This is a genomic window from Geobacillus sp. Y412MC52 (assembly GCF_000174795.2).
GTDB classification, from domain to species: domain Bacteria; phylum Bacillota; class Bacilli; order Bacillales; family Anoxybacillaceae; genus Geobacillus; species Geobacillus thermoleovorans.
This window is the reverse complement of sequence record NC_014915.1, coordinates 2163766-2186139: the sequence shown is the minus strand read 5'-3', so window position 1 is coordinate 2186139 and position 22374 is coordinate 2163766. Positions and strand designations below refer to the sequence as shown.

Annotated in this window: 21 protein-coding genes and 1 pseudogene; 13 read left to right on the top strand and 9 right to left on the bottom strand. The window is 51.9% G+C overall.

Annotated elements, in window-relative coordinates:
- The first annotated feature begins 32 nt into the window (after positions 1–32).
- The 3 genes from GYMC52_RS10720 (at position 33) to GYMC52_RS10710 (ending at position 3955) form a co-directional block, all read left to right on the top strand.
- Positions 33–710, top strand: coding sequence for a polymorphic toxin type 50 domain-containing protein (locus GYMC52_RS10720; protein WP_255347932.1), 678 nt, complete (start codon positions 33–35; stop codon positions 708–710).
- On the top strand, positions 707–901 hold the full coding sequence (locus tag GYMC52_RS10715; protein ID WP_013524089.1) for a hypothetical protein: 195 nt from the start codon (positions 707–709) through the stop codon (positions 899–901). The genes GYMC52_RS10720 and GYMC52_RS10715 overlap by 4 nt, the downstream gene beginning before the upstream one ends.
- A gap of 240 nt (positions 902–1141) precedes the next feature.
- Positions 1142–3955, top strand: coding sequence for a tetratricopeptide repeat protein (locus tag GYMC52_RS10710; protein WP_013524088.1), 2814 nt, complete (start codon positions 1142–1144; stop codon positions 3953–3955).
- 103 nt (positions 3956–4058) lie between these two features.
- On the opposite strand, the gene GYMC52_RS10705 is transcribed toward GYMC52_RS10710, so the two are convergent.
- From GYMC52_RS10705 to GYMC52_RS10675, 7 genes are all read right to left on the bottom strand, one after another.
- A complete protein-coding gene (locus GYMC52_RS10705; protein WP_013524087.1) occupies positions 4059–5300 on the bottom strand; it encodes an aminopeptidase in 1242 nt (413 codons plus the stop codon).
- A gap of 71 nt (positions 5301–5371) precedes the next feature.
- A complete protein-coding gene (locus tag GYMC52_RS10700; RefSeq protein WP_013524086.1) occupies positions 5372–6004 on the bottom strand; it encodes a hypothetical protein in 633 nt (210 codons plus the stop codon).
- Positions 5997–6863, bottom strand: a complete 867-nt coding sequence (locus GYMC52_RS10695; protein ID WP_013524085.1) for an ATP-binding cassette domain-containing protein — start codon at positions 6861–6863, stop codon at positions 5997–5999. The genes GYMC52_RS10700 and GYMC52_RS10695 overlap by 8 nt, the downstream gene beginning before the upstream one ends.
- Positions 6847–8865, bottom strand: coding sequence for an ABC transporter permease (locus tag GYMC52_RS10690; RefSeq protein WP_013524084.1), 2019 nt, complete (start codon positions 8863–8865; stop codon positions 6847–6849). Before GYMC52_RS10690 ends, GYMC52_RS10695 begins: the two co-directional genes overlap by 17 nt.
- 114 nt (positions 8866–8979) lie before the next feature.
- On the bottom strand, positions 8980–9375 hold the full coding sequence (locus GYMC52_RS10685; protein ID WP_011230640.1) for a hypothetical protein: 396 nt from the start codon (positions 9373–9375) through the stop codon (positions 8980–8982).
- Between the two features lie 124 nt (positions 9376–9499).
- A complete protein-coding gene (locus tag GYMC52_RS10680) occupies positions 9500–10126 on the bottom strand; it encodes a hypothetical protein (RefSeq protein WP_013524083.1) in 627 nt (208 codons plus the stop codon).
- Complete coding sequence (locus GYMC52_RS10675; RefSeq protein WP_013524082.1) at positions 10123–11991, bottom strand: hypothetical protein; 1869 nt, start codon at positions 11989–11991, stop codon at positions 10123–10125. The genes GYMC52_RS10680 and GYMC52_RS10675 overlap by 4 nt, the downstream gene beginning before the upstream one ends.
- 197 nt (positions 11992–12188) lie before the next feature.
- Between GYMC52_RS10675 and GYMC52_RS10670 the strand changes: the two genes are divergently transcribed.
- The 9 genes from GYMC52_RS10670 (at position 12189) to GYMC52_RS19770 (ending at position 19377) form a co-directional block, all read left to right on the top strand.
- Positions 12189–12275 (top strand): nucleotidyltransferase, encoded by an 87-nt coding sequence (locus GYMC52_RS10670; protein ID WP_230982766.1) that lies wholly within the window; start codon positions 12189–12191, stop codon positions 12273–12275.
- Positions 12276–12702: 427 nt separating this feature from the next.
- Complete coding sequence (locus tag GYMC52_RS10665; RefSeq protein ID WP_013524081.1) at positions 12703–13218, top strand: DoxX family protein; 516 nt, start codon at positions 12703–12705, stop codon at positions 13216–13218.
- A gap of 253 nt (positions 13219–13471) precedes the next feature.
- A complete protein-coding gene (locus tag GYMC52_RS10660) occupies positions 13472–15127 on the top strand; it encodes an AMP-binding protein (protein ID WP_013524080.1) in 1656 nt (551 codons plus the stop codon).
- A 61-nt stretch (positions 15128–15188) separates the two neighbouring features.
- Complete coding sequence (locus tag GYMC52_RS10655) at positions 15189–16736, top strand: acyl-CoA carboxylase subunit beta (protein ID WP_013524079.1); 1548 nt, start codon at positions 15189–15191, stop codon at positions 16734–16736.
- 322 nt (positions 16737–17058) lie between these two features.
- A complete protein-coding gene (locus tag GYMC52_RS10650) occupies positions 17059–17343 on the top strand; it encodes an autorepressor SdpR family transcription factor (protein WP_013524078.1) in 285 nt (94 codons plus the stop codon).
- Positions 17330–17977, top strand: coding sequence for an SdpI family protein (locus tag GYMC52_RS10645; protein ID WP_013524077.1), 648 nt, complete (start codon positions 17330–17332; stop codon positions 17975–17977). Before GYMC52_RS10650 ends, GYMC52_RS10645 begins: the two co-directional genes overlap by 14 nt.
- Before the next feature lie 22 nt (positions 17978–17999).
- Positions 18000–18782: a YhfC family intramembrane metalloprotease gene (locus GYMC52_RS10640; protein WP_013524076.1), complete on the top strand. Its 783-nt coding sequence runs from the start codon at positions 18000–18002 to the stop codon at positions 18780–18782.
- On the top strand, positions 18779–19147 hold the full coding sequence (locus GYMC52_RS10635; RefSeq protein WP_013524075.1) for a VOC family protein: 369 nt from the start codon (positions 18779–18781) through the stop codon (positions 19145–19147). The genes GYMC52_RS10640 and GYMC52_RS10635 overlap by 4 nt, the downstream gene beginning before the upstream one ends.
- Before the next feature lie 92 nt (positions 19148–19239).
- The gene (locus tag GYMC52_RS19770) at positions 19240–19377 is read left to right on the top strand and encodes a hypothetical protein (protein WP_013524074.1); all 138 of its coding nucleotides are present in this window, start codon (positions 19240–19242) and stop codon (positions 19375–19377) included.
- Between the two features lie 46 nt (positions 19378–19423).
- Here GYMC52_RS19770 and GYMC52_RS10630 read toward each other — a convergent pair whose 3' ends face one another.
- Complete coding sequence (locus GYMC52_RS10630; protein ID WP_011231614.1) at positions 19424–19606, bottom strand: small acid-soluble spore protein H; 183 nt, start codon at positions 19604–19606, stop codon at positions 19424–19426.
- A 206-nt stretch (positions 19607–19812) separates the two neighbouring features.
- Between GYMC52_RS10630 and bioF the strand changes: the two genes are divergently transcribed.
- Positions 19813–21003, top strand: coding sequence for an 8-amino-7-oxononanoate synthase (bioF, locus tag GYMC52_RS10625; RefSeq protein ID WP_013524073.1), 1191 nt, complete (start codon positions 19813–19815; stop codon positions 21001–21003).
- Between the two features lie 8 nt (positions 21004–21011).
- Here the strand turns inward: bioF and GYMC52_RS10620 are convergent.
- A pseudogene (locus tag GYMC52_RS10620) lies at positions 21012–22362 on the bottom strand (IS1634 family transposase); the annotation flags it as partial.
- Positions 22363–22374: the final 12 nt, after the last annotated feature.

Here is a 22374-nt window from a genome sequence, read left to right as displayed (position 1 = left end):
TTGATTGTGTTCTGTTTGAATTTCCCATACTTTTGGCCACGCTAGATATGCGAACATCGGATATTTGTAGGTATCAAGACGGAAAGGTTTATAACGTCAGAGATTATCAGCCAGGGACGAACGCGCCTCCATTTCATGTGCGCTGCCGAACGACGACGATTCCGCATTTTGATGAATCGGAATACACAAACGGCGAAAAACGCCAGTCGATGAATGGGGTGGTGGATTCCGTTTCGTATGAAGAGTGGTATAATAAAAATGTGTTGAAACCAAAACTCGAGGCTGAACGTAAAGAAAGAGAGAAAGAACAAGCGCTAGAAGAGCAGATACGGGCTGATATTCGTAATGGTGTTTATAAGTTGGAGCACAGTCGAAACCATTATGACAAGCACAATCCATCTCATAAACGCTATCTTGACTATGTTGAGCGTAATGCAGCAAAAGGTCTTCACCCGCCAAGCTATTTAACGATTTCTTACGAGGAAGCCAATGAGTTAGTGAAGAAATATGCTGGTACTGGCATACTTCAATTCAGTGGCAAAGGAAAATGGATAAATAAAGAACTCATAAAAGGTGATAAATATATCGGGGTATATGTGGATCAAACAACGGGAGAAGAAGTAAAAACAAAAGACTTTAAAATACATTATAGTAAGACAGGGACTCATATTGTTCCAACTTTAATAAAAGAAAGGGGGAAGAAGCATTGAGATTATGGGAATATGTAGGGAAGAAAATAAGGGTTACTCTCAAAGATGGTGAGATATTAGAGGGGATTGTCCAAGATTACACCGACCAAGAAGATACTGATGATGATTATGACAGCCTCGACATGTTTGTTGAGGGGAAATATATCGGTGTTGGTGAACCAGAAATTAAGTCAATCGAAATCATAGAATAAGCACCTAACCACTCAAACGGTTACGTGCTTTTTTATTTTCCCTCGTCTTTTTACTATTTGTAGACGTTAAAGAACAAAGTGGTTCGTGGCCGTAACCACCATTGAAAGTTCCTTTGGTTGGCCTCATCGCATATTGGGTCGAATTTTGTCTTGCAAATGAAAACAAATTGAAACGTTCCTTTCGGCGAAAGTTTGTTAAAATGTATAAGATAGAAATAAAATTAGAAAACGTGCCATACAATGAACATGCATGGCAAATATACGAGTCAGGTGATCGACATGGGGTTTGAACAGCAACTTGTTCATAAAACATTTTACGAGACGCTCGTCGAGGCGGGAGAACGCGACGTTGTCAGCGCGCTTGGCGATATGTTTTTCACGGCGCATCGGGATGGCGCTGATTTGTCGTCGATTCGCTTTGCCCAAGGGGAAGTGTATTTCCACCGCCGCGACTACGAAGCGGCGATCTTGAAATGGGAACAAGTCCATCACGACGATTTGCGCCCGTGGGCGCAAAAAAATATCGCCGACAGCTACTATGAGCTTGGACGGCTTGAGCTGGCCGAGGAGCTGTACCGTTCGATTGAGACGGAAAGCGAAACGTTGCATGCGGAAATCATTTTGCGCCTGTTTTTGCTCTACCGTGAGTTGGGGGAAAACGCGAAAGCGGATGATATGATTAAGCGCGGCGTGACGTTGTATCCGGATTATCCGAACATGACCGAATGGGCGCGCGCCTTTTTCGAGGAGCAAGGTGATTGGGAAAGCGCCGTCGAGCTTGCTTTAGGAGAGGCGGTGCGGACGTCGGCGCGCCGCTGGGCGGACATTTTGACCGGTTATGTGGAACAAGGACATGCGCGAACGATGGCGCCTGCGCGGTTTTCACGCTGCCTGGCGCTGTTGTACGAAACGGATCGGGTGAAGTTTGAACGGCTTGTGCAGGCGCTATGGAACGGTTATCGGGATGGTGACCTCTATTTTTCGTGGCTCGCAGAGTGGAACCGCCTCTATGATGAGTTGTCGATCGGCCGCGACTACGACTGGAAGCGAATTCCCGGCCTTTTAGGGGAAGCCTATGCAGGATTGATGAAAGGGCCGTACCGATTGAAAGAGTTGGTGGAAGTGGTGCCACCGCTTGTCAAAAGCTGGGTGAGTTTAGCCGACGGTCCGGAGACAGCGGTGGCCGCGGCTGCCTTGTTGGCGTGGAGTGAGAAATTTCCTGAGGCGTTTGAAGAAGAGACGGTCAACGACGCCGCTAAGCGGCTCGTCCATGCGAAACGGCAAGCTGGGGAAGCAGGTGTGTCGCTATTTGAAGAAATTGCCGATTGGGCGGAAGAGCAGCGGGCGGGCTCGCATTTCCGCTTCCGCTGGTTCGTGCGGCAACTGTCCGATTCGCGGACGCATTTCGTTTTGGTCGCTGGGGCGTCGCGCCATGAGCGGTTGGCGTTTTTGCGGACGTTGGTCGGCGAGGCAGCGTTGGCGGCGCCATCTGCGCCGGTGTTTGCGTGGAGAAACGGCGGGGAGATGGAAGTGGCGAAAATCAGCGACGACCAGTTTACCGTTTTTTCGAGCATTGACGAATTTCAACAGGCAACGGGCGGCCGCGGAAGCCGATTCTCCGATGACGCTGTCATTGAATGCACGGCGCCGTTTTCACTCGTGCCGCAAGGGATTGTCTTGTTGGATATCGGCCCGCTCGGCGGACGCGCTTCATCCGACCATGAAGCGCTTGTGTCGTTTTCGCTTGCTGACAGCATTCTTTTTCTTCTCAACGGCGAGGATCCGTTTTCTAGCGCCGATGAACAGTTGATGCTGCAGCTTCGCGAGCGGGCGCCGTCTGCGCCGATGTACGTTTTGCTTCCTCCGGGCGACGGGATGGTGGATGAAGAGGAGACGGCGAGAATCGTTGAGGAAGTGGAAGCGCACGTTCGTACGATCGTTCCGGAAGCCAATGTCATGGTCTATTCGCCGCATGCGCCAAGCCGCAAGCAGCAGCAAGCCCTCGTCGGCTGGCTTGAGGAGATGCGCCGATGCGTGTCCCCTGTCCGCCGCGAGGAAGCGATTTTAACGACGATCCGCCAGTTCATCGCTCATTTGTTCCGGCAGCGGGCCGAGGCGGAAAGCCGACTGGCGGAGCTGGTCGTATGGAAAAAAGAAATGGCGGCCAAACTGAGTGGCGCCATTCATCAGCTTGGCGACCTGCAAGAGGAGAAAACGGCCAAAACGGCAAAGTCGTTCCACACCGTCTTGGCGGAAATGCGGGGCGAGCTGTTGACGGCGATTCCCGATCTGTTGCGCAGCATGGCGGATCTTGTGAGCGAAGACAGCGATTTTTCCCGCTTGCATCTTGAACTGAACAACAAAGCGAACGAACGGCTTCGCGCTTACCTTGATGAAGAGGCGTTGCCAAAGCTGCGCCGCGCCATGGAACAGTGGATTGCAGCGACGGAAGACGAATTCAACGAATGCCAGGTGTTTTTGCATGAAATGGGCGAAGGGTTTAACGCCATGTTCGGCCAGGAACGGCTCAAGCTCGAATGCGATTTTCGCATTCTCGCCGATTGGCGGCGCGATACGGATCGGTTGATCAACGGGGTGCAAGTGGGCAAGGTGAACGTTTTCTTGCGGAGAACGCCAAGCCAGCTGCTGTTGAAAGGGGCGGGCAAACTGCTCGGTGCCTTTGCGCAAAACAAGGCGATGCTGGCGCAAAAGTATAAGCAGTTGATCCAGACGCAAGATTACGCTGAGGTGGTGGAGGCGATCATCCAGCAGTTGCTGCTGCCGTTTGAATGGTTTGCCAAATCGCTTGAGCGTGATGTCACTCAATTTTTCCATGCGCCATTGACGGCGCTCGATGAAACGTTGAAACGGCTGGAGCTGGAGATCGCTGCCCAGGAAGGCGAGCTCAAACAGATGCGCAAAAACCCTGAGGCGTACCGCGACCCGCTCGTGCTCTTTGGCATTCGTTTGCGGCAATGCGAGCAGCTGGCGCAGGCGGCATCTGCCGCTGTGCACTTGCTGCAGGACGAAAACAAACCAATCCGTTCGGTCTAATGGTTCCGTGCAAAACCGTGTTTGAACGAAATAAGGCTGCGCCAACGGTCGGATCTGGCCGCTCGTTTGGCGCAGCCTTATTGTTTAGAGCTGGCGAAACCGATTACGCCAGTTCGAATGCCCAGTTGCCGCTACGGAAAATCGGCTCGCGCTTCCCGTCTTTCGTCACGCCGTCAATGTTCAGATCAGCTGAGCCGATCATAAAGTCGACGTGGACGAGGCTGTCGTTGACGCCGCGACGGTCAAGCTCCTCTTTGGAAAGAGAGGCGCCGTTTTCGATATTGGTCGGATACGCTTTGCCGAGCGCCAAATGGCAGGCGGCGTTTTCGTCAAACAGCGTGTTGTAAAAAATGAGATTGGACAGCGACACCGGCGATTGGTGCGGCACGAGGGCGACTTCCCCGAGGCGGCGCGCCCCGTCATCGGTGTCAAGCAAGTGCTTAAGCGTCTCATATCCTTGTTCGGCGCTGAAGTCGACGACTTGACCGTCTTTGAACGTGAGCGTAAACCCATCGATCACGTTGCCGTTGTAATTGAGCGGCTTCGTGTTGCGCACCGTGCCGTTGACGCCGTCTTTATGCGGCATGGTAAACACTTCTTCGGTTGGGATGTTGGGATTGAAGCGCACGCCGCTTTGACTCGTCGCCGCGCCGCCGTGCCAGACGTGCCCGTCGACGAGCTCGACCGTGAGATTGGTGCCGGGCGCTTCGTAAACGAGCTGTTTGTATTGCTTGTTGTTTAAGTAATCGACGATGCGGGCGAGCCGGTCGTTATGTTTGCGCCAGGCAGCGATCGGATCGTCATGATCGATGCGGGTGATGCGGAAAATCGCTTCCCATAATTTGTCGATGGCTTCTTCATCGCGCAGATCGCCAAATACTTTTTGCGCCCACGCTGGTGTGGGGACGGAAATGAGCGACCAGCAGTTCCGATCGGCCATAATGGCGCTCCGGTAGTTGGCGAGCGCTTGAGCCGCTGTTTTATTGGCGGTCGCGATCCGCTTTGGATCGACGTCTTTTAACAAGTCAGGATTCGGGGCGTAAATGGATAAAAAGGCAGCACCTTGTTCGGCCAGCTCCTCCATCGCTCTCGCCCGCCACATCGGATACTCGGAAAACGCTTCCTCTGGGGCGTGGTGAAATTTAATGTATGTAAGCGCCTCGTCGTTCCACTCGACATACACATGCTTCGCCCCGGTTTCGTACGCGGTTTTGGCGATTTTGCGGACGAGCGGCGCCGCCTCGAGCGGGGCGTTGACGAACAGCGTTTGCCCGGGCTGAATGTTCACGCCCACCTTCACCGCCAGCTCGGCGTATTTGTCCAATTCCTTCTCCCAACGGTTCATCTTGCTCACTCCTTTTTTTGGACTCATCTCCACTTTATTATAATTCGGGCCGCCTCGCAACTAGGGGAGCTTTACCGAAACTCCCGTCCAATCCACCATACCGAAAGGACAATGCCCGCCCCCAGCCACATCATAGGAAGAAGGAGGGACAGCGAGTCGGCCGGCGCTTGAAACAAAAACAGATGCGGCCACGGCATGAACGTCCCTTGCGTCGCGACTTCCATAAAGGTATAGACCACGATGACCGACAAGGCGACATCCAGGCTGCGGAAGACGCATAACATGGCAAGTCCAATCAACTGGTAAAACGAAAACAACAGAAACAGGTGCACCAAAACGGGAGCAGTGAGAAACATCGTTCCATGGATCCATATGACCGCCAAGACAAGAAGAACGATGCATCCCCCATGCAAAACGGCATAGCGAAGCAAGTCGAGGACGACCGCTTTCCGATAATACCATAACACCGCCTCTTTCGCCCCCTCGTCATACAAATGGCGGTACAAAAAGACGAGATGCCATCCGGCGATCGGCACGGCAATGCCTTGGATGACAGTGTAGGGCAAAAACGGTTCGTCGGAGCGGGCGGAAAAGATCACCATCAACCCCACGCACAGCCCATACGCGAGAAACGGAAACCAGTACAATCGGCCCAGCAATCGGCGTTCGAAGGAAAAACGATGGGCGATCGTCTTCTTATCCATGCGCTTCCGCCTCTTTCAACAACGCCAAATATCCGTCCATCAGCCGCGGGGCGACGCGCCGACCGATTGGTTCTTCCGACAAGACGCGCACGACGACGTGGGAAGGCTCTTCGCTCATTTGGACGACTTCATGCGCCGCCATGACCGAATCGAGCTCAGCCAACGGGACATCCAATTCATACGTATAAGGGGCGGCTTTTTGCTTGAGCTCGTCCGGGCTGCCTTCAAACAGCACCACGCCGTGGTCCAACACCCCGATTTTCGTGCACAAAAATTCAATGTCCTCGACAAGGTGCGAAGAGATGACGATCGTATGATCGTGCCCCAGCCGCTTCAACAAATTGCGAAACCGTACGCGCTCGCGGATATCGAGCCCGGCCGTCGGCTCGTCAAACAGCAGGATGGATGGTTCGCGAAGCAGCAGCATGGCGATGCCCACCCGCCGCCGCATGCCGCCGGACAGCTCGCGCATGGGTTTGTGCATGTGCGAAGACAAGTTGACTTGTTCGATGACCTGTTCGATTTTCGGACGGCAGGTGGCGGGATGTTCTCCTTGCAAGACGGCGAGATGCTCAAGCACTTCATACATTGTCAGCTCCGGGTAAATCATAAACTCTTGCGGCAAATAGCCGATCTCGTTCACCCGTTTCACTCTCGTGCCGGTGCTGATCGGTTCGTCTCCGAGCAACACCCGCCCCTCATTGAAATCCAACAGCCCGGCCAAAATGCGCATCAACGTCGTCTTGCCGGCGCCATTTGGTCCAAGCAAGCCGTACACGCCGGAGATGGTGAGGGAGACATCCGATAAAATCGCCTTTTTTTTCACGATTTTCGTCAATCCTTCAATGACGACCGCCAACGCCGTTCACCTCCTGCATCATCTCAAAGATGCGGTCCCATGTCCAACCGTCGTCCATGTTCGCATACCATGTTCGCAAACATTGTTGTTTTTGGTCGACATCCAGCGGCTGAAACGCCTCATAAATCGATTCAATCTGTTTCTGCACGGATCTCGGCTGCGACTCGAACCACTCGCTTTTGGAGCTCCAGTCGATCACCGAAAGGCCTTGTTTTTGCATCAGCCAGCGGGTGGCCAGCGAAATCCACTCGTTGTACATGATCCGCGATCCTTTCGGCGGTACGGAAAGCCGAAGTATTTTTTCGTAAAAATTTTGTTCCATAATATATTGATCGATCCCATATAAGTCATCTGTGTTATATACAAGATGATCGTTTGCGAGAAACGATGACAGTCCGAAACTAGAGAATACAATCTTGTTCGGCAGCGATGGAACCGCCGTTGATGCGATTTGTTGTACATGATGAAACGTTTTTTCCAACTGGCGGATGACAGTCGGCGCCCGTTCCGCCATGTGCGGCCAGTCAGCCGGGTAGGTGATCTCATATCCTTGATAGACGAGTTGATGTCCTTGCCCTTTGATCAAGGTGATCGCTTGCGCCTTCCCTCGGTAAACCTTTCCACGCTTTGGCACATTGCAAAACAGCACATCGCCGTCCACGTCCAAGGTAAAGGTGTACGTTTCATTCGGAAAGAATTGATCGGTGAACGCCCCGTCCCAAGCTTTCATCCCCGCCACCCGATATTCATAAGTCCGATACATGTGCGAAGCTCTCCTTTTCGGATACCACGCTCGATCCGCCAGCAGGACGATGCGGCCGTTGGTGTGCGGGATGAGGGCCGTATCGACGATCTCATAGGAAAAGGTGAGCGTCAAGGTTCGTTTGGGCAGCCACACGGTCACGAGATCGCCGTTTCTCGTAAACGTGACGGGCTGATGGTCCGCTTCAATCGAGTGGAGCGGATACAAATGGTACAGTTGAAACGTGGGCCGGTTCGTGTCCAACTGGGACAAGGCCACGCGCACGACCGCACGCGATCCATGCAAGGAAAGGTCATACGACTGGATACGGTAGCGCAAATCGGCTTTCGTCTCTTGTTTCATCTGGCGGTATTCCTCGAGTTCGGTCGTCTGATCGGCCCGAGTGAACGCCTTGGTGTTCGTTTGCAAGGAGTTGTAGGCGGTTAGGACGATCAGAAACGGGAAGACGAGAAATGCGTTCAAGACGGCGTTTCGCTCCTTTCTCGTCTGCGTAAAGCGGATCGACGACAACAACGCCAACCCGACAAGGGAAAGAAACCACGCAGCCCATTTCCATTCTCCGCCGCGGTCGACCTCAAACCCGATGTAGGAATCATACGCGCGTTGAATCGCGTGTTTTCCGATAAACAGCAGCGACGCCCAGTCGCGGGCATGAACGGTTTGGGACAGATCGATGAACAGCTCGGTCGTCATCGGCCCCGTTAGGATCCACACAAGCAAAATAGCGAAAAAACTGACTTTTTTCGTTTCCAATAGCAGCGCGATAATGACGCCGTACAGGACGGTGAGCACGAGCGGTCCAAACTGATAGACGGCGAGAAACCGAAGCAGCGACAAATACAGATCCGAAGGCTCAATTCCAACAAAGAGATACACGAGTGAAAAAACGCCGCAGCTCATCATCAGCATGATCCCTTGGCACAGCGCATGAACCGCAAGCAAGGCGCTCATTTTCTCCAGCAGAATCCGGTAGCCGTCGGCGAACCATGACGAAACGCCGTAACGAAGTTCGTTGGAGTAGAGAAGGTAGAACCACACGATGTAAAAGAGCGAAACGATTTGAACAAGCATGAACACTTCATGAGGGATATCCCCATAACTCTCCATATTGTACGGATCGGTAAAAAATAGTGTAAACCGTACGGCCAGCAAAAGAAAAAACGAGAAACTAGCACCAATGTATAACTTGCTTTTCAACAATCGTTTCCAATAAAAAACAAACAGCCATTTCCACCTCATCGCCGATCAACCGCTTTCTTTCTGAGAAGTTGACAAATGAAAAATGCGGTCAGGGATCGCTGCATTCTTTTTTAGGCGTATCCCTGACTTCCTCATCATCCGGATTCGGTATCGTTATTTGACCGTAATGGTCACGTATCCTCTTGAACCAACCGTTTGACCAACAATTTGGCCATAATATTTATCGCCTTCTTGTTGTGTAAAATTGCGCGTTTCTTCTTGCCTAGGATTGAGCCAGTTGGTGGAGGCGACGACGCTGTCGGGCCACCAATCAATCGATTTGTAAGCATAGCCTCTCGTTTGGGTATTGGCACCATTATTTACAGCATGAATATTCCCTGTACCATTTGTATTTGCTCTAATAGTTTTTGTATTGCTGTAAGTACTTGACCCATCTAAAAAGGCTGTTGCGGATTCTGCTCCCGCTGCACCGGCAGTGGCTATTACTGCTGCTGCAAGCGATAAAGATGCCCATTTTGATTTCCATTTCTTTTTTCGGTTCACGATCATGTTATCCCTTCTCCTCTCCAAATATTATATAGATTGTTCTCGTCTTTACTGCGATTCCAGTTTCATTTCGTAAGATGCTATGGAACAAATAACGATGAGCTTTTCCATTTTTCATTGTTGTTTCCTAACACTCTTTTTCACCTCCTTTCAAAGCAACTAATTTTGTATTATGAATTTGATAAATAGGTATTGAAAGATCAGTAAATCCATTCTCGATTCGGTTACTCAAGATAATATAGTTAGCATCCGTAAAATCATTATGTAAAAAATGGTAAAAATGTTCTAAGTCTTCGAAGTCAAAGTGTTTAGTCGGCTGATCGAAAATGAACACTGTGCGATTCAGTGACTGTCCAAGGGAAACAAGATAAATCAGCCGTTGAAACATCGTGAATGAATCGATTGATGCATGGGAAGGGAGGCGATATTTTTTCCATAGCGCCGATTGTTGAAATGGCCGGTTCAGCCATATCGAAATATCTTGCAAACGATAGTTTTTCCACAGTTGATGGTAGTTCTCAGGAATCACGAAAAATATGGTTTTATTCGATTTTTCCTTTCTTTTTGTTGCCTGTTCATCGAAATGGATTTCCCCTCCATCGATAGGATGAAAGCCGGCAAACGCTTTAGCGACAATATCTGTGCGAATGTGATTTTTGGCTAGAATGATGGATTGAGAAGGAAGATTGACGGAACAATCATGCAAAATAAGTTGGCGATGGTGCTTGAGGGTCACGTGTTTGAGTTCCATCATTTGTCTCTTCTCCCCTTTTCTTGCACTAGTTGAATCAATATGTCTTCTTTTTCCTTCATCGATAATGCCATGTAGTGCTCCCACGCTGTTGAGTCGATGGAGGATTTTTCCGCTATCCTGTTTCCATATCCGATAGATGGAATATGTAGTTTTTCCATTAAATACAAACCGGTGAAGAGGCTGAGCCGTTCGTTTTCGAACAATCGGTATGGGATGAAAAACGCAGCCAACTCCTGAATATGTTTGGTTGCCGGGCTGCCATTGACGTCCAAGAACGGATCAACGTAAAACGTGTAGTTTCCGTCAGCCACCGTGCTGTCATACAGCGAAAGGTTTGTGGTGTTGATGCTTTTCGGGATGATCGAGACGCTCTTGACTTCTTTTGTGCAGTAATCTGTGTTTGCAAGATCCGGAAATACGTGACATAGCTCATTGCGGATGGAAACGAGTTGACGCTTCAACTCCATATAATTTCTTGTTGTGGTGAGAAACGGTTTATAAACAAGGAAACGAGTATGTTGCACTTGAATTTGTTTGTAAGGACCGTTGATCATGGAGAGACAAAGGGGATGGTCCCCACGCCAACGGTACTTTTCCTTTCCGACAATCATTTTGACTCGTGTACATGTTTTCGTTTCCACATTGGAATGAAGCGTTCCGGATGAGTCGATATAGTAAAGCGTTGAATCGACGGACTGCGGATACCAGTTGGCTTCAAATGGCAACAAAGTGACGCCCGATGTCAACGGATAAAAGGTTGAGCCGAACGTATGCTGATAATAGATCGTCATGGATGGCGCACCGTTGGTCTCCACCTGAACAACGTTTCCTTGTTGTTGAAAGGGTAAACGCTTCCCTCCGCCTTGGATGTGATCGATTTGAAATTGCTCGTTGATCGAAAAACGAACGGTGCGTTCTTTCGGATGCAGAGAGAGTGTGACTTTGATCGGATGCGTGGATTTCGGATTCACCTCGATCTCCTTGATTTTCCAATATCCATGCAACGGGATGTTCTTGGTTTGATCCTGATGTTTGATTTGTTGATAAAGTTTGACGTCGTTTGCCAACAGAATGTCATCCAACTGGAATTTTGATTGTGCATGTTGAAGGAAAAATGTTACGAAAATAACGAGAGTCACACCAGCCGCGAGCCCCGCGAAGGATCGCCGCATGCTTCGAAAAACGCCATAAACGGCGATGGAAGAAAGGATATACGCCAACTTGATCAGCATGCGTTCTTTTTGAAAGGTTAAGCTGAATAACGGGTCAATGTAAGGCCAACGATGGTTTACCCACAAGGAGAAGGATGGGTTGCGATATTCCAAAGAAAACAGCACGATGATCCACAAAACAAGTACGCCAACGAGCAACATCGCTTTTTTCGGAGAATGATAGGCGTAAACAGCGCTTGTGGACAATCCAATCATCCACGCCCATAGAAATGGAAGAAGAAAATGGATCACATATAGTGGAAACAGAAAAACGAAAAGATCCCAACCCGCTGAATAGTTGATCACCACCGCACAGGCGATGATCCCGGCCAAGGCCATTTGCAAAGCGAAAAAACAAACAAACGCGATCAAAGCTTGGCAGAAGACGATCTTTTGTGGGTTTCGCATGATGTCGTTCATCGCGATCCAGTGAATCGGCGTTGAGGCGAACAAGGAAACGTGCAAACGAAAGCTGAAAAGCAGCCAGACCGCCATTCCAATCGGAACCAAGTATTTCGTATATAAGATCCATTCCGCTGGATTGATGGTATGGGGATTGAGGCAATCAAACATCAAAGCCCCGGAAAATACCAATATGAAAATGGCTTCTGCTTTTAAGCGGGACGCCATCCTTGAAATGAAAACCCATTTCATATTGAATGCCCTCTCTGATCATCAATTTGAAATGTTTGTAAAATTCAATGGCATTATAAAAAAAAAAAAAAGAAGATGTCAACCTTTTACATGGAAATTCACAGTATATTCATAAATAATAGGAAAATCGTATTGTCATGATGACGATTTTTGGCAAATTTTGCGTCTTTAGGTGTAGGGAGTGTCCATTGTGCGACGTGCTTTTTTTTGACGCGCTGAACGAAGCGATCCGGCGGGAAATCGAGCGCGACGGGAAGACGATTTATGAAAAAGTCCGCTCATGAATCGCGCCTCTGTTTGTGTCCAGGGCGGTCTATCCCGTATTGCGGAGATGAAGTGGGGCGGACGGGTGCGTCCAATGAACGGAGACTACACCAACAAGCCTCCGACATTCCTCTGGTGAGTTCCACCTTCGTTTACAGAAAAAGCCGTCTGAAAGTCCACGGTTTCAATCAAGGGATGAAAGACGGCATCGCTCGGTAAGCTTTTTTAAGAGGATCGCTTAGAACCACCATTTAGAACCACCATTTTGGGCGCACGCCTAAAAGACGCTCTTATTTCAATTTTTAAGGAAAAGTCATATTCGTCATGATTTAGCCATACCTTTTTGACTTTATTGTGAAACAATGAACAAATTCATTTCATTGAACTAAAAACGGATTAAGATAAAAGTGTAAAGAACCATTTAAAAAATGAAAGGGGAGGAACAAAATGGTTGTCAAATGGCTGCGCAAACACGTCACAGCGTCGTGGTTGATGGTGGTGTTCCGGTTGTATTTAGGGTATGAGTGGGTAATGGCGGGATGGGGAAAAATCACGCAAGGGTTTGACGCCACCGGATTTTTAAAAGGGGCGTTGGCGAAAGCCACGGGCGAACACCCGGCCGTGCAAAGCTGGTGGGCAGGTTTTATCGAACACGTGGCGCTGCCGAATGTCGGATTGTTCAACGTTCTCGTGCCATGGGGTGAATTTCTTGTCGGGATCGCGCTCATTCTCGGATTGTTTACGACGCTTGCCGCCCTCATGGGAGCTGTCATGAACTTCGCCTTCATGTTCTCGGGCACGACGAGCACGAACCCGCAAATGGTGCTGCTTGAGGTCTTCATCCTCGGCGCCGGAGCCAATGCGGGACGCTGCGGTTTGGACCGTTGGGTGCTGCCATATCTCCGCCATTGGTGGATAAATAAAACGCATCGTCCACACCGTCCGGCTACGGCGCATCAATGACCGCCATCAAGCCCCATGCGCTGCTTCAGGCTTCCTCCCTTTCCTAACGGCCGCTTCCTTCTCCAACGTGGAAGGGGGCGGCCGTTTGCCGCGTCGGAGAAAATAGTTGGCTGTTCGAGAAAGGAAATTGACGAATGACGGCGAAATGATATGCATATGGATGAAGCAGGAGACATGAACAAGCATTTGAAAGCGTTTTCTGAAAGGGAACATACTAACCGTTCAGTATTTTTTATGAGGGATGGTGAAACGGATGAACAAAACACGCCCGTACTGGCCGAGCGGGCTGCCTAAGGAGCTCCGCTACGTGCTCGGCGAACAGCCGCTCTATCATTATTTGCGCCATCGCGGCGAACGCGAGGAAAACGAGCCGGCGTACATCTTCTACAACAAGGTGATCACTTGGGGAACATTGCTGGATCACGTCCGCCGTTTTGCCCGCTATTTGCAGGAAAAAGGGGTGAGGAAAGGGAGCTATGTCGCCTTGTACATGCAAAACTGTCCGCAATACATCATCGCCCACTTCGCCATCCAGCAGTTAGGCGGCGTCGTCGTCCCGCTCAACCCGATGTACCGGGAATCGGAGCTCGCCTATTTTTTCGCTGAAGTGCCGCTTGTCGGCATCATCGCCGGAGAGGAAGGAGTGCCGCGCGTTCGACAAGCCGAACAACCAACAGCGCCTCTGTCGTTTATCGTCACGTGCCACTACGGCGATTACGCCGATCCGGCAGGGGGCATCCCGCTTTGCGCTGAGCTTGTGCAACCGAAGCAGCCGGATAGCGCCGCGGACGATTTTGCGGCCATCATCGCCGCCTATCCGCCGCTTGAGGAGGCCGCGGCCATTGACTTATGGAACGATGTCGGGCTGATCATTTTCACATCCGGCACGACCGGGCGGCCGAAAGGAGCGATGCTCACGTATGGCAATGCGCTGTTTAAGACGGCCGCATCCGCGCAGGCGAACCGGCTGACGGAAAAAGCGGAAGTGCTGATGGCCCATTCCCCGCTTTGCCATATCGCCGGGATGGTGATGGGACTGAATACGCCGGTGTACACGGGACATCCATGCGTGCTGTTTACCCGCTTTGACCCGATGGCGACGATCAAAGCCATCGAAACGTACAAAGTCACGGCATGGTACAGCATCGCGCCGATGAATGCGGCCATTTTGCAAGCGCTCGCAGCCACCTCTGCCGATTTGTCAAGCTTAAAGCGCAACTTGGCAACCAGCTTCGGCCTCCTGGTGACAGAAGACCTTGCCAAGCGGTGGGCGGAAGCGACCGGCGGCTGCCTGTTGTACGAAGCCGCCTACGGGCTGAGCGAGACGCATACGTGCGACACGTTTATGCCGGATGACTGTGTGAAATTTGGCTCGTGCGGCATCCCGACGTATGAGACGGACATTCGCATCATCGATCCGGAAACGAAACGGGAGCTTGGGCCCGGACAGTCGGGGGAAATTGTCGTTAAAAATCCGGGGGTTTTTCAAGGCTACTTCCGCCGCGATGACGCGACGAACGAGACGCTGAAAGATGGGTGGGTGTACACGGGTGATATTGGGTATGTCGATGAAGACGGCTATTTGTATTTCCAAGGGCGGTTGAAAGAAATGATCAAAGTGTCCGGCTACAGCGTCTTTCCGGAAGACGTCGAGGCGCTGTTGAACGAACATCCAGCCGTCAAACAATGCGCGGTCATCGGCGTGCCTGACCCGATGAAAGGGGAAGTGCCGAAAGCGTTTGTTGTTCTCCATGATTCGCATAAAGGAAAGGTGGCGCCGTCTGACTTGATCGAATGGGCGAAAGCGCATATGGCGGCGTTCAAGTATCCGCGTTATATCGAGTTCATTGATGAATTGCCGGCGACGCCGTCCGGCAAAGTATTGCGAAAGCTGCTTCCGAGGGAATAACATAACATCGCAACGGAGGGGGGCGGGCCGCCCCCGCCTTTTCCGGAAAAGGGGGATCACGGTGGAGAAGTTGCGGCAATTAACAGACGAACTGATGGCGAAAAAGGCGCGCGCTGCGCTGGGCGGCGGCGAGGAGAAAATCGCCAGGCAACATGAAAAAGGGCTGCTGACGGCCAGAGAGCGGATCGACCTGCTTGTGGATGCAGGAACTTTTATCGAGTTTGGACAGCTGAACACATCCGACCAGCCCGGCTTGGAAGAAACGACGTACGGGGACGGGCTCATCGCCGGCATCGGCAAAGTGGACGGCCGCCCGGCGGTCATCATCGCCGGGGATAAAACGGTGCTCGCGGGAACGGAGGGGAGCGTTCATTTGCGCAAGTCGCGGCAGATGCATGCGTTGGCCGTAAGAAACGGCTTGCCGATGTTTTTCCTCCATGAAGGCGGCGGGCTGCGCATGCCGGACGGGATGGGCTCCGACGGGATCAGCGACAAATTGTTTCCGCGCGAGCTGCTCACCCATCACCGGCAAGTGCCGACAATGGCGGCGATTTTGGGAGACAGCTACGGCGGGCCGACATGGACGGCGGTCAGCTGCGATTTTGTCACGCAGCTGAAGGGGACATGCATGGCGATCGCCGGGCCGCGCATGCTTGAATTGGCCAACGGGCAGCGCGTCGCCCCGGATGAGCTCGGCGGCGTCGACATCCACCATCAATACACCGGACAAATTGACGCCGATGGCGAGACAGAGGCAGAATGCATTGGGCAACTAAAAAGGTTTTTTTCATACATGCCGCAAAACGCGAACGAGCGGCCGCCGCTGCGGAAGACGGACGATGATCCATACCGGATGGTGGAGGAAGTGTTTTCAATTTTGCCGGACAGACGAAGCCGCGTCTATGATATGCGGCGAATCATCGCCTGCCTTGTTGATGATGGAGACTATTTTGAGTATCAGAAACAATTCGGCAAGGCGCTGATCGCCGCTTTGGCGCATCTGAACGGTCATGTGATCGGCATCATCGCCAATCAGCCCAACCAATACGCGGGAGCGCCCGGACCGCAGGAATGCCAAAAGGCGACGGAATTCATTTGCCTGTGCGACTCGTACCATATTCCGCTCATCTTTTTGCACGATACGCCTGGCTTCCGCATCAGCGTCGAGGCGGAAAAAGCGAAAATGGCGACGAAAATCATGGTGTGGAATCAGGCGCTTGCTTTATCAACCGTCCCGAAAATGTCGGTTGTCATCCGCAAAAGCATCGGCGCGGCGTACGGCAATATGTGCGGACCGGGAATGGGGGCGGATGTTGTTGTCGCCTGGCCGAGCGCGGAAATCAATTTCACCGGTCCGGAAGTCGGCGTCAACGTCGTATACGGCCGCGAGCTTGAACGCGCCGACAACCCGCATGAGCGGCGTCAGGAGCTGCTCAAGCAGTGGTCGTTTGACAGCTCGCCGTACGGGGCGGCGCGCAAACATTTGATCGATGACGTCATCCACCCGGCAAAGACGCGGAAATTCCTTTGCCAGACACTTGAATATTTGCTTACATCCAAGCGCGAAAAAAGCGAGCGCTTGCTCGCCGCTTGGCCGACGGGGTTTTAACGGAAGTCAGTGGGAAGCCAAGCCCCACGTTACCATGGACTCGGGGGGTTGCGCCTAGTTGTGCGCCCTCCTTTCCACTGATATCTACGTGGGAAAACCAAAACCAGAAAAGACATTGACAGTCGAATGGAAATGGAATATTCTTTAATTAATATCGAATCGTTTATTCAACATTTAGATGTTTTTCTAAATATCTAACTATATACATGTATGAAAACCTGTTCACATTGGCGCATAAGAAGCAACGACAAATGAAAGCTCTCCCGATGGCCTCCCCCCCCTTAAGACGCATCCAAAAATCGTTCACAAGGTGGGATCACCCTTGTCATTCAACGAAGCGTTTAAAGCGATCGCCGACCCGACGCGTCGGAAAATTTTGTCCTTGTTGCGAACAGGGGATTTGACGGCAGGGGAAATCGCCTCGCATTTCGATATGCAAAAACCGAGCGTATCGCATCACTTGAAAATTCTCAAGCAGGCTGATTTGGTGCAAGACCGGCGTGAGGGACAGCATATCTATTACTCGCTCAACACGACGGTTTTCCAAGATTTGCTGCGCTGGTTTTACGATTTTGTCGAAAAGGGGGAGAAACATGGTGAAGAGTAATCGGCTTGCGATCGTGCTTACTGTTTTCGCTTATGTCATCAGTCTGGCTGCCATTCCTTATTTGCCGGATCAAGTGGCGATTCACTGGAACACAGCGGGTGAAGCCGACGGCTTCAGCAACAAATGGTTGGGCGCGTTTCTTCCGCCCTTATTGATGACATTTCTCATCATGTTGATGGGAGTGTTGCCGAAGTTTGACCCGAAAAAAGAAAGTTACGGCCGTTTTCAAAAAAGCTACGGCATTGTCAACGCGGCGCTCGCCTGCTTTTTCTTGCTCCTGCATATCGCAACATTGGCGTACAATCTCGGGGTTTCGGTCGATATTGGACGGCTCGTGCCGCTTGGCGTCGGAGCGCTGTTGATTGTGCTTGGAAACTACATGCCGAAAATCAAACCGAATTATTTTATCGGCATCCGCACGCCGTGGACGTTGGAAAGCGAAACCGTTTGGAACAAAACGCACCGCCTCGGCGGCAAGGTGTTCATCGTCATGGGAATGTTGTTGATGTTGACCGCGTTCTCGCGCGGAGACATACAATTTGTTCTCTTGATGCTCGTCATCGTTTTCGGCAATTTGTATTTGATCGTCCAATCGTTTCTTTATTTTCGAAAAGAACAGCGCAAACGATCCTAAATAGGCGGAAGGGGGACTTTACGTGAACGTGGCGGGCGCGGTGGTGCAGCTATTCATTTCCCTGTTGGTTCCTGTTGGACTCATATTGTATGGGAGAAAAAAAGGATGGCTTTCATGGAAAGCGCTCGGCGTCGGGGCTGTTGTGTTTCTCGTTTTCTCACAAGTATTGGAAAAAGCGCTGCACATCGCTGTGCTCGAACCGGGCCGGCCAGCGTTAAAAGGAACAGACAGCGTTTGGCTCTTTGTCCTGTATGCGGCGCTTGCCGCTGGCGTGTTTGAAGAACTTGGCCGCTATGTCGGGTTCCGTTGGCTGCTGAAGCAACATCGCGGATATGGCGATGGCTTGTCATTCGGGCTTGGGCACGGCGGGACGGAAGCGGTATTGCTCGGGGTGGTTGGCGCGGTCAACGTCATCGTGCTTGCGAGCCTGATTCAATCCGGATCATTCGACAAAACGATCGCCCCATCACTTCCGGCAGGACAGGCGGAGCTGATCAAGGAGCAAGTGTTGCACACGCCGTTTGCGATGTACGTGTTAGGCGGCTTGGAACGGCTGTTTGCGCTTACAGTGCACGTGGCGCTGTCGCTCCTCGTTTTGTTTGGGGTGCGGGAGAGGCAATTCCGCTATGTCCTGTACGCCATTTTGATCCATGCGGCGATGGACGTGATGCCGGCGCTTTACCAAGCGAAAGTGGTCACGAACGTTTGGGCGGTCGAAGCGGTGCTGCTCGTTTGGGCGATCGCCGCTGTTTCGTTCATCCGTCGCATGAAACCAGCATTCGAACAGGGAGGAGAGAAACGATGATTCGTGTAAAACGGCTTGACCATGTGCAAATTTGCATTCCGTTTGGCGCCGAAGACGAAGCGCGCGCCTTTTACACCGGTGTGCTTGGTTTTCAAGAAATCGAAAAGCCGGAATCGCTGAAAGGAAACGGTGGACTTTGGTACAAAGTCGGCGATATTCAGCTTCATATAGGAGCAGAAAACCGCGACGGCTACAACAGCAAAAGCCACCCAGCCTTTGAAGTGGAAGATGTGGAAGCGGCGCGCCGTTATTTGGAAGAGCACGGCGTCGCGACGCAAGACGAAAAACCGATCCCAGGGGTGAAGCGGTTTTCGTTTCGCGATCCGTTCCGCAACCGGATCGAGCTGTTGGAAAAAATAATGTAAAATAGTGTTTGAGGCGAGAATGCTCTCTTTCCCCTTCGCTATCGTAAACCCGTCTCATTCGGGGCATGCTAGGGATGAAGGAGGGGAGGGCGATGAAACGGAAACCGGACAACCAACGCGCCGGGCATCCGGCCCGCGCCGCCGACACACGGACGGCAGGCCGGACAGCGATGAAGGAACAAACGGTGCAAGAGGCCTACAAGCAGCGGGAAGAGCTGACGGCCGATTAAATCAAAAAGCGGGAGAAAGGACGCGTCCTTTCTCTCGCTTTTTTCGTTACGAATGCTCCTCTAAGCTTGCGACCGGCACGCTTTGCTTTTGATTTGGGTTGTCAAGCGGGTGGATCGTTGCTACGCCTTTTTGTTGGTCAACATGCTCAATGTAAATGCGCTGGCCGTTGTACGTGACGTTTGCCATCACCGGCGACGACGCGATTTCTTGCGCCCGACGGACATCCATTTCCAACACCTCCTTTTTGCTGATAACACGTATAGTATGACATGTCTGCGATTGAACTATGCATGCGGTCGAGGGTGGAAAAGAATAATTTCCAAAACAATGTGCTAAATAATCAATTAACAAAACCGATCATCTTTTCCTAGCCGAGTTGCGGGTTTTAATGTAAACTATTTTTTATAAACAGTTTACATACAAGGGGGATAGGGATGAAAACCGAACTGACCGTCAAACTGCACGAATGGGAACAAAAAGCGCAAAAACGCCAGCTGCGCCGGGCAGAGGCTTCAGGCGCTACGGTCATCCTGAACGGAAAGCCGATGTTGAATTTAGCGTCCAATAATTATTTAGGGTTGGCGGATGATAGGCGGCTCATCGAAGCGGGCTGCGAAGCGATGCGGGCCTACGGAGCCGGAGCGGGCGCGTCGCGGCTCGTCGTCGGCAATCATCCGCTCTATGAGCGGGCGGAAGCCGCGTTGAAACAGTGGAAAAAAGCAGAGGCGGCTCTTATTTTCAACAGCGGCTACACGGCCAACATCGGCGTGCTGACAGCTTTAATTGGCCGAGATGATCTTGTCTTTAGCGATGAGTTGAACCATGCAAGTTTAATTGATGGCATCCGCTTGAGCAAAGCCGCCTGTTTCCGCTATCGACATCATGACATCGATCAGCTGGAATCATTGTTAAAGCAATCTCCGCCCGCGAAGCGGAAATGGATCGTCACCGATGCCGTCTTCAGCATGGACGGCGATATGGCGCCACTCGAGGAGCTGGTTGAGTTGAAGCGGCGTTACCGTGCCGTTTTGCTCGTTGACGAAGCGCACAGCGGCGGCGTGTTCGGACCGAACGGTGAAGGGCTGCTTCACCATTTCGGGCTTGAGAAGGAAGAGGATGTGATCGCCATCGGCACCTTCAGCAAAGCGCTTGGCAGCTTCGGAGCGTATGTAACGGGAGAGCCGTGGCTGGTCGACTATTTGATCAACAGCGCCCGCAGCTTGATTTTTACAACCGCCTTGCCGCCATCGGTCCTTGCCGCCAATGAGGCTGCCATTCATATTGTCCAAGCTGAGCCAAAGCGGCGCGAGCGGCTGCACGCCCTAAGCGAAAGATTCCGCACCAAGCTGAAGCGGCTTGGGTTTGACACAGGCGGCAGCGAGACGCCGATCGTTCCCGTGATCGTCGGTCCGAACGACCGGGCCGTGGCCATGAGCGAGCAGCTGCAAGAAGCTGGCATCGCGGCCGTCGCCATCCGGCCGCCGACCGTCCCTGAGGGAACGGCGCGCATTCGCTTTTCCATCACCGCCGCGATGACGGAAGAAGACATTGATATGGCCGTTGACTGCATCGCTTTGGCGGGGAAGCAGATCGGATTGATTTCATACTCACATTTCGCACCCTAACAGGGCTGAAAGAAAGGATTTTTTATTTCGTTTTTTAGAATAAAGGAGAAGTTCATTTCCACCGAGATCTGCCGTTTATACAGTTTCAAGATCTCTTGGGCATCCATTTGTTGGCCCTTCCATTCCTTCGGAACGGTCGTGACGAGGACAAACCGGGACGCTTTCCGCCTCGCCTGTTCCCACGCGTCTTGGTCGAATTCCACGCTTAGGCGAAGGATGTACAGCGTCTCCATCTCGGGTTCCGCCCCTTTTTTCGGCCGTCCGCGCCGTTTTTTCGGACGCACGATCTCTTCAACCGTGGCCTTGACTCGATGAAACCGGGGGCGAAGGGTCGCCTTGAGGGAAGCCAAGGCTTGTTCGGCATCTTCCCGGCAGGAGAAGGGATGGCGCTCCCAACGCTCTTGTTCCTCGCGGAGAAGCTCCGCTTCTTTTGCTCGCTCTTTTTCGAGCGTCTTTCCTTTCCGTTGGTCGAGGGCGCTCGATTCGACGACGATCAGCCGTACGGGTTGGCCTTCATACGTCGAGGCCGTTTCCCATACCCGGTACGTGGCGCCGTTTTTTTCAGCCAGCGCAAAGGAGTCGCTCCACGCCGAATCGGGTTGGACATCCGCCTCCGAAAGCGCGGTTTTGACGATCCGGAGCGACGAAGGGCCTCTGGTAATCAAAAAGGCGTTGGCGGCTTTCGTCTGCGCCAAGGTGTCTTTCGTCATCGCGGCGGAATCCGCCACGTAAATCCATTCATCTTCGATCTTCGCTTGCTTCAGCTGTTCATGGACTCGCGACAGCACCTCGGGATTCCACGTTTTGTCCGGCTCGTTGCCGTCGTGCACGTCGCCGTAAAACGGGATGCCGTCCTCGTTGCCGACCAGTCCGAAGCCGATCTGTTTTTGCCAACGATGATGGCGATCTGCAAAGCCTCTAATGAGGCCGACTCATACGCGCCGTAAACGGTCTTGTCCGTCGTATCCGCATGGAAGGCGCGAAGAGAGAGGCCTTCTTTCTTGTAGGTCTGCACGAGGCAAGACGACAGGACTTGATGGATATTCGCCTCATACAGTCGATCCAAATGACGGGCAATCGCATCGTCGTTGAACCAAGACGGATCCAGCCCTGGCCGAATCAGCTTCGGCAAATCGATGTCATGCGCCCACCGTTCCAAATGAACCAGGGCTTGCCGGCCGCTCAAGATATCAAGATATCCAGAATGGTCAGGCTGACGATATCGCTGGTTCGGGTTTGGCATTGGCGATCCACCGGAACCAGCCGGTCAATCAGCTGGGGGAGGCCAAGATCCTGGAAGATGGCGCTTATTATATTCAAATAGGAACTTTCATAAATTGCACGAATTCGAACGTCCATGGTGTGGAAACT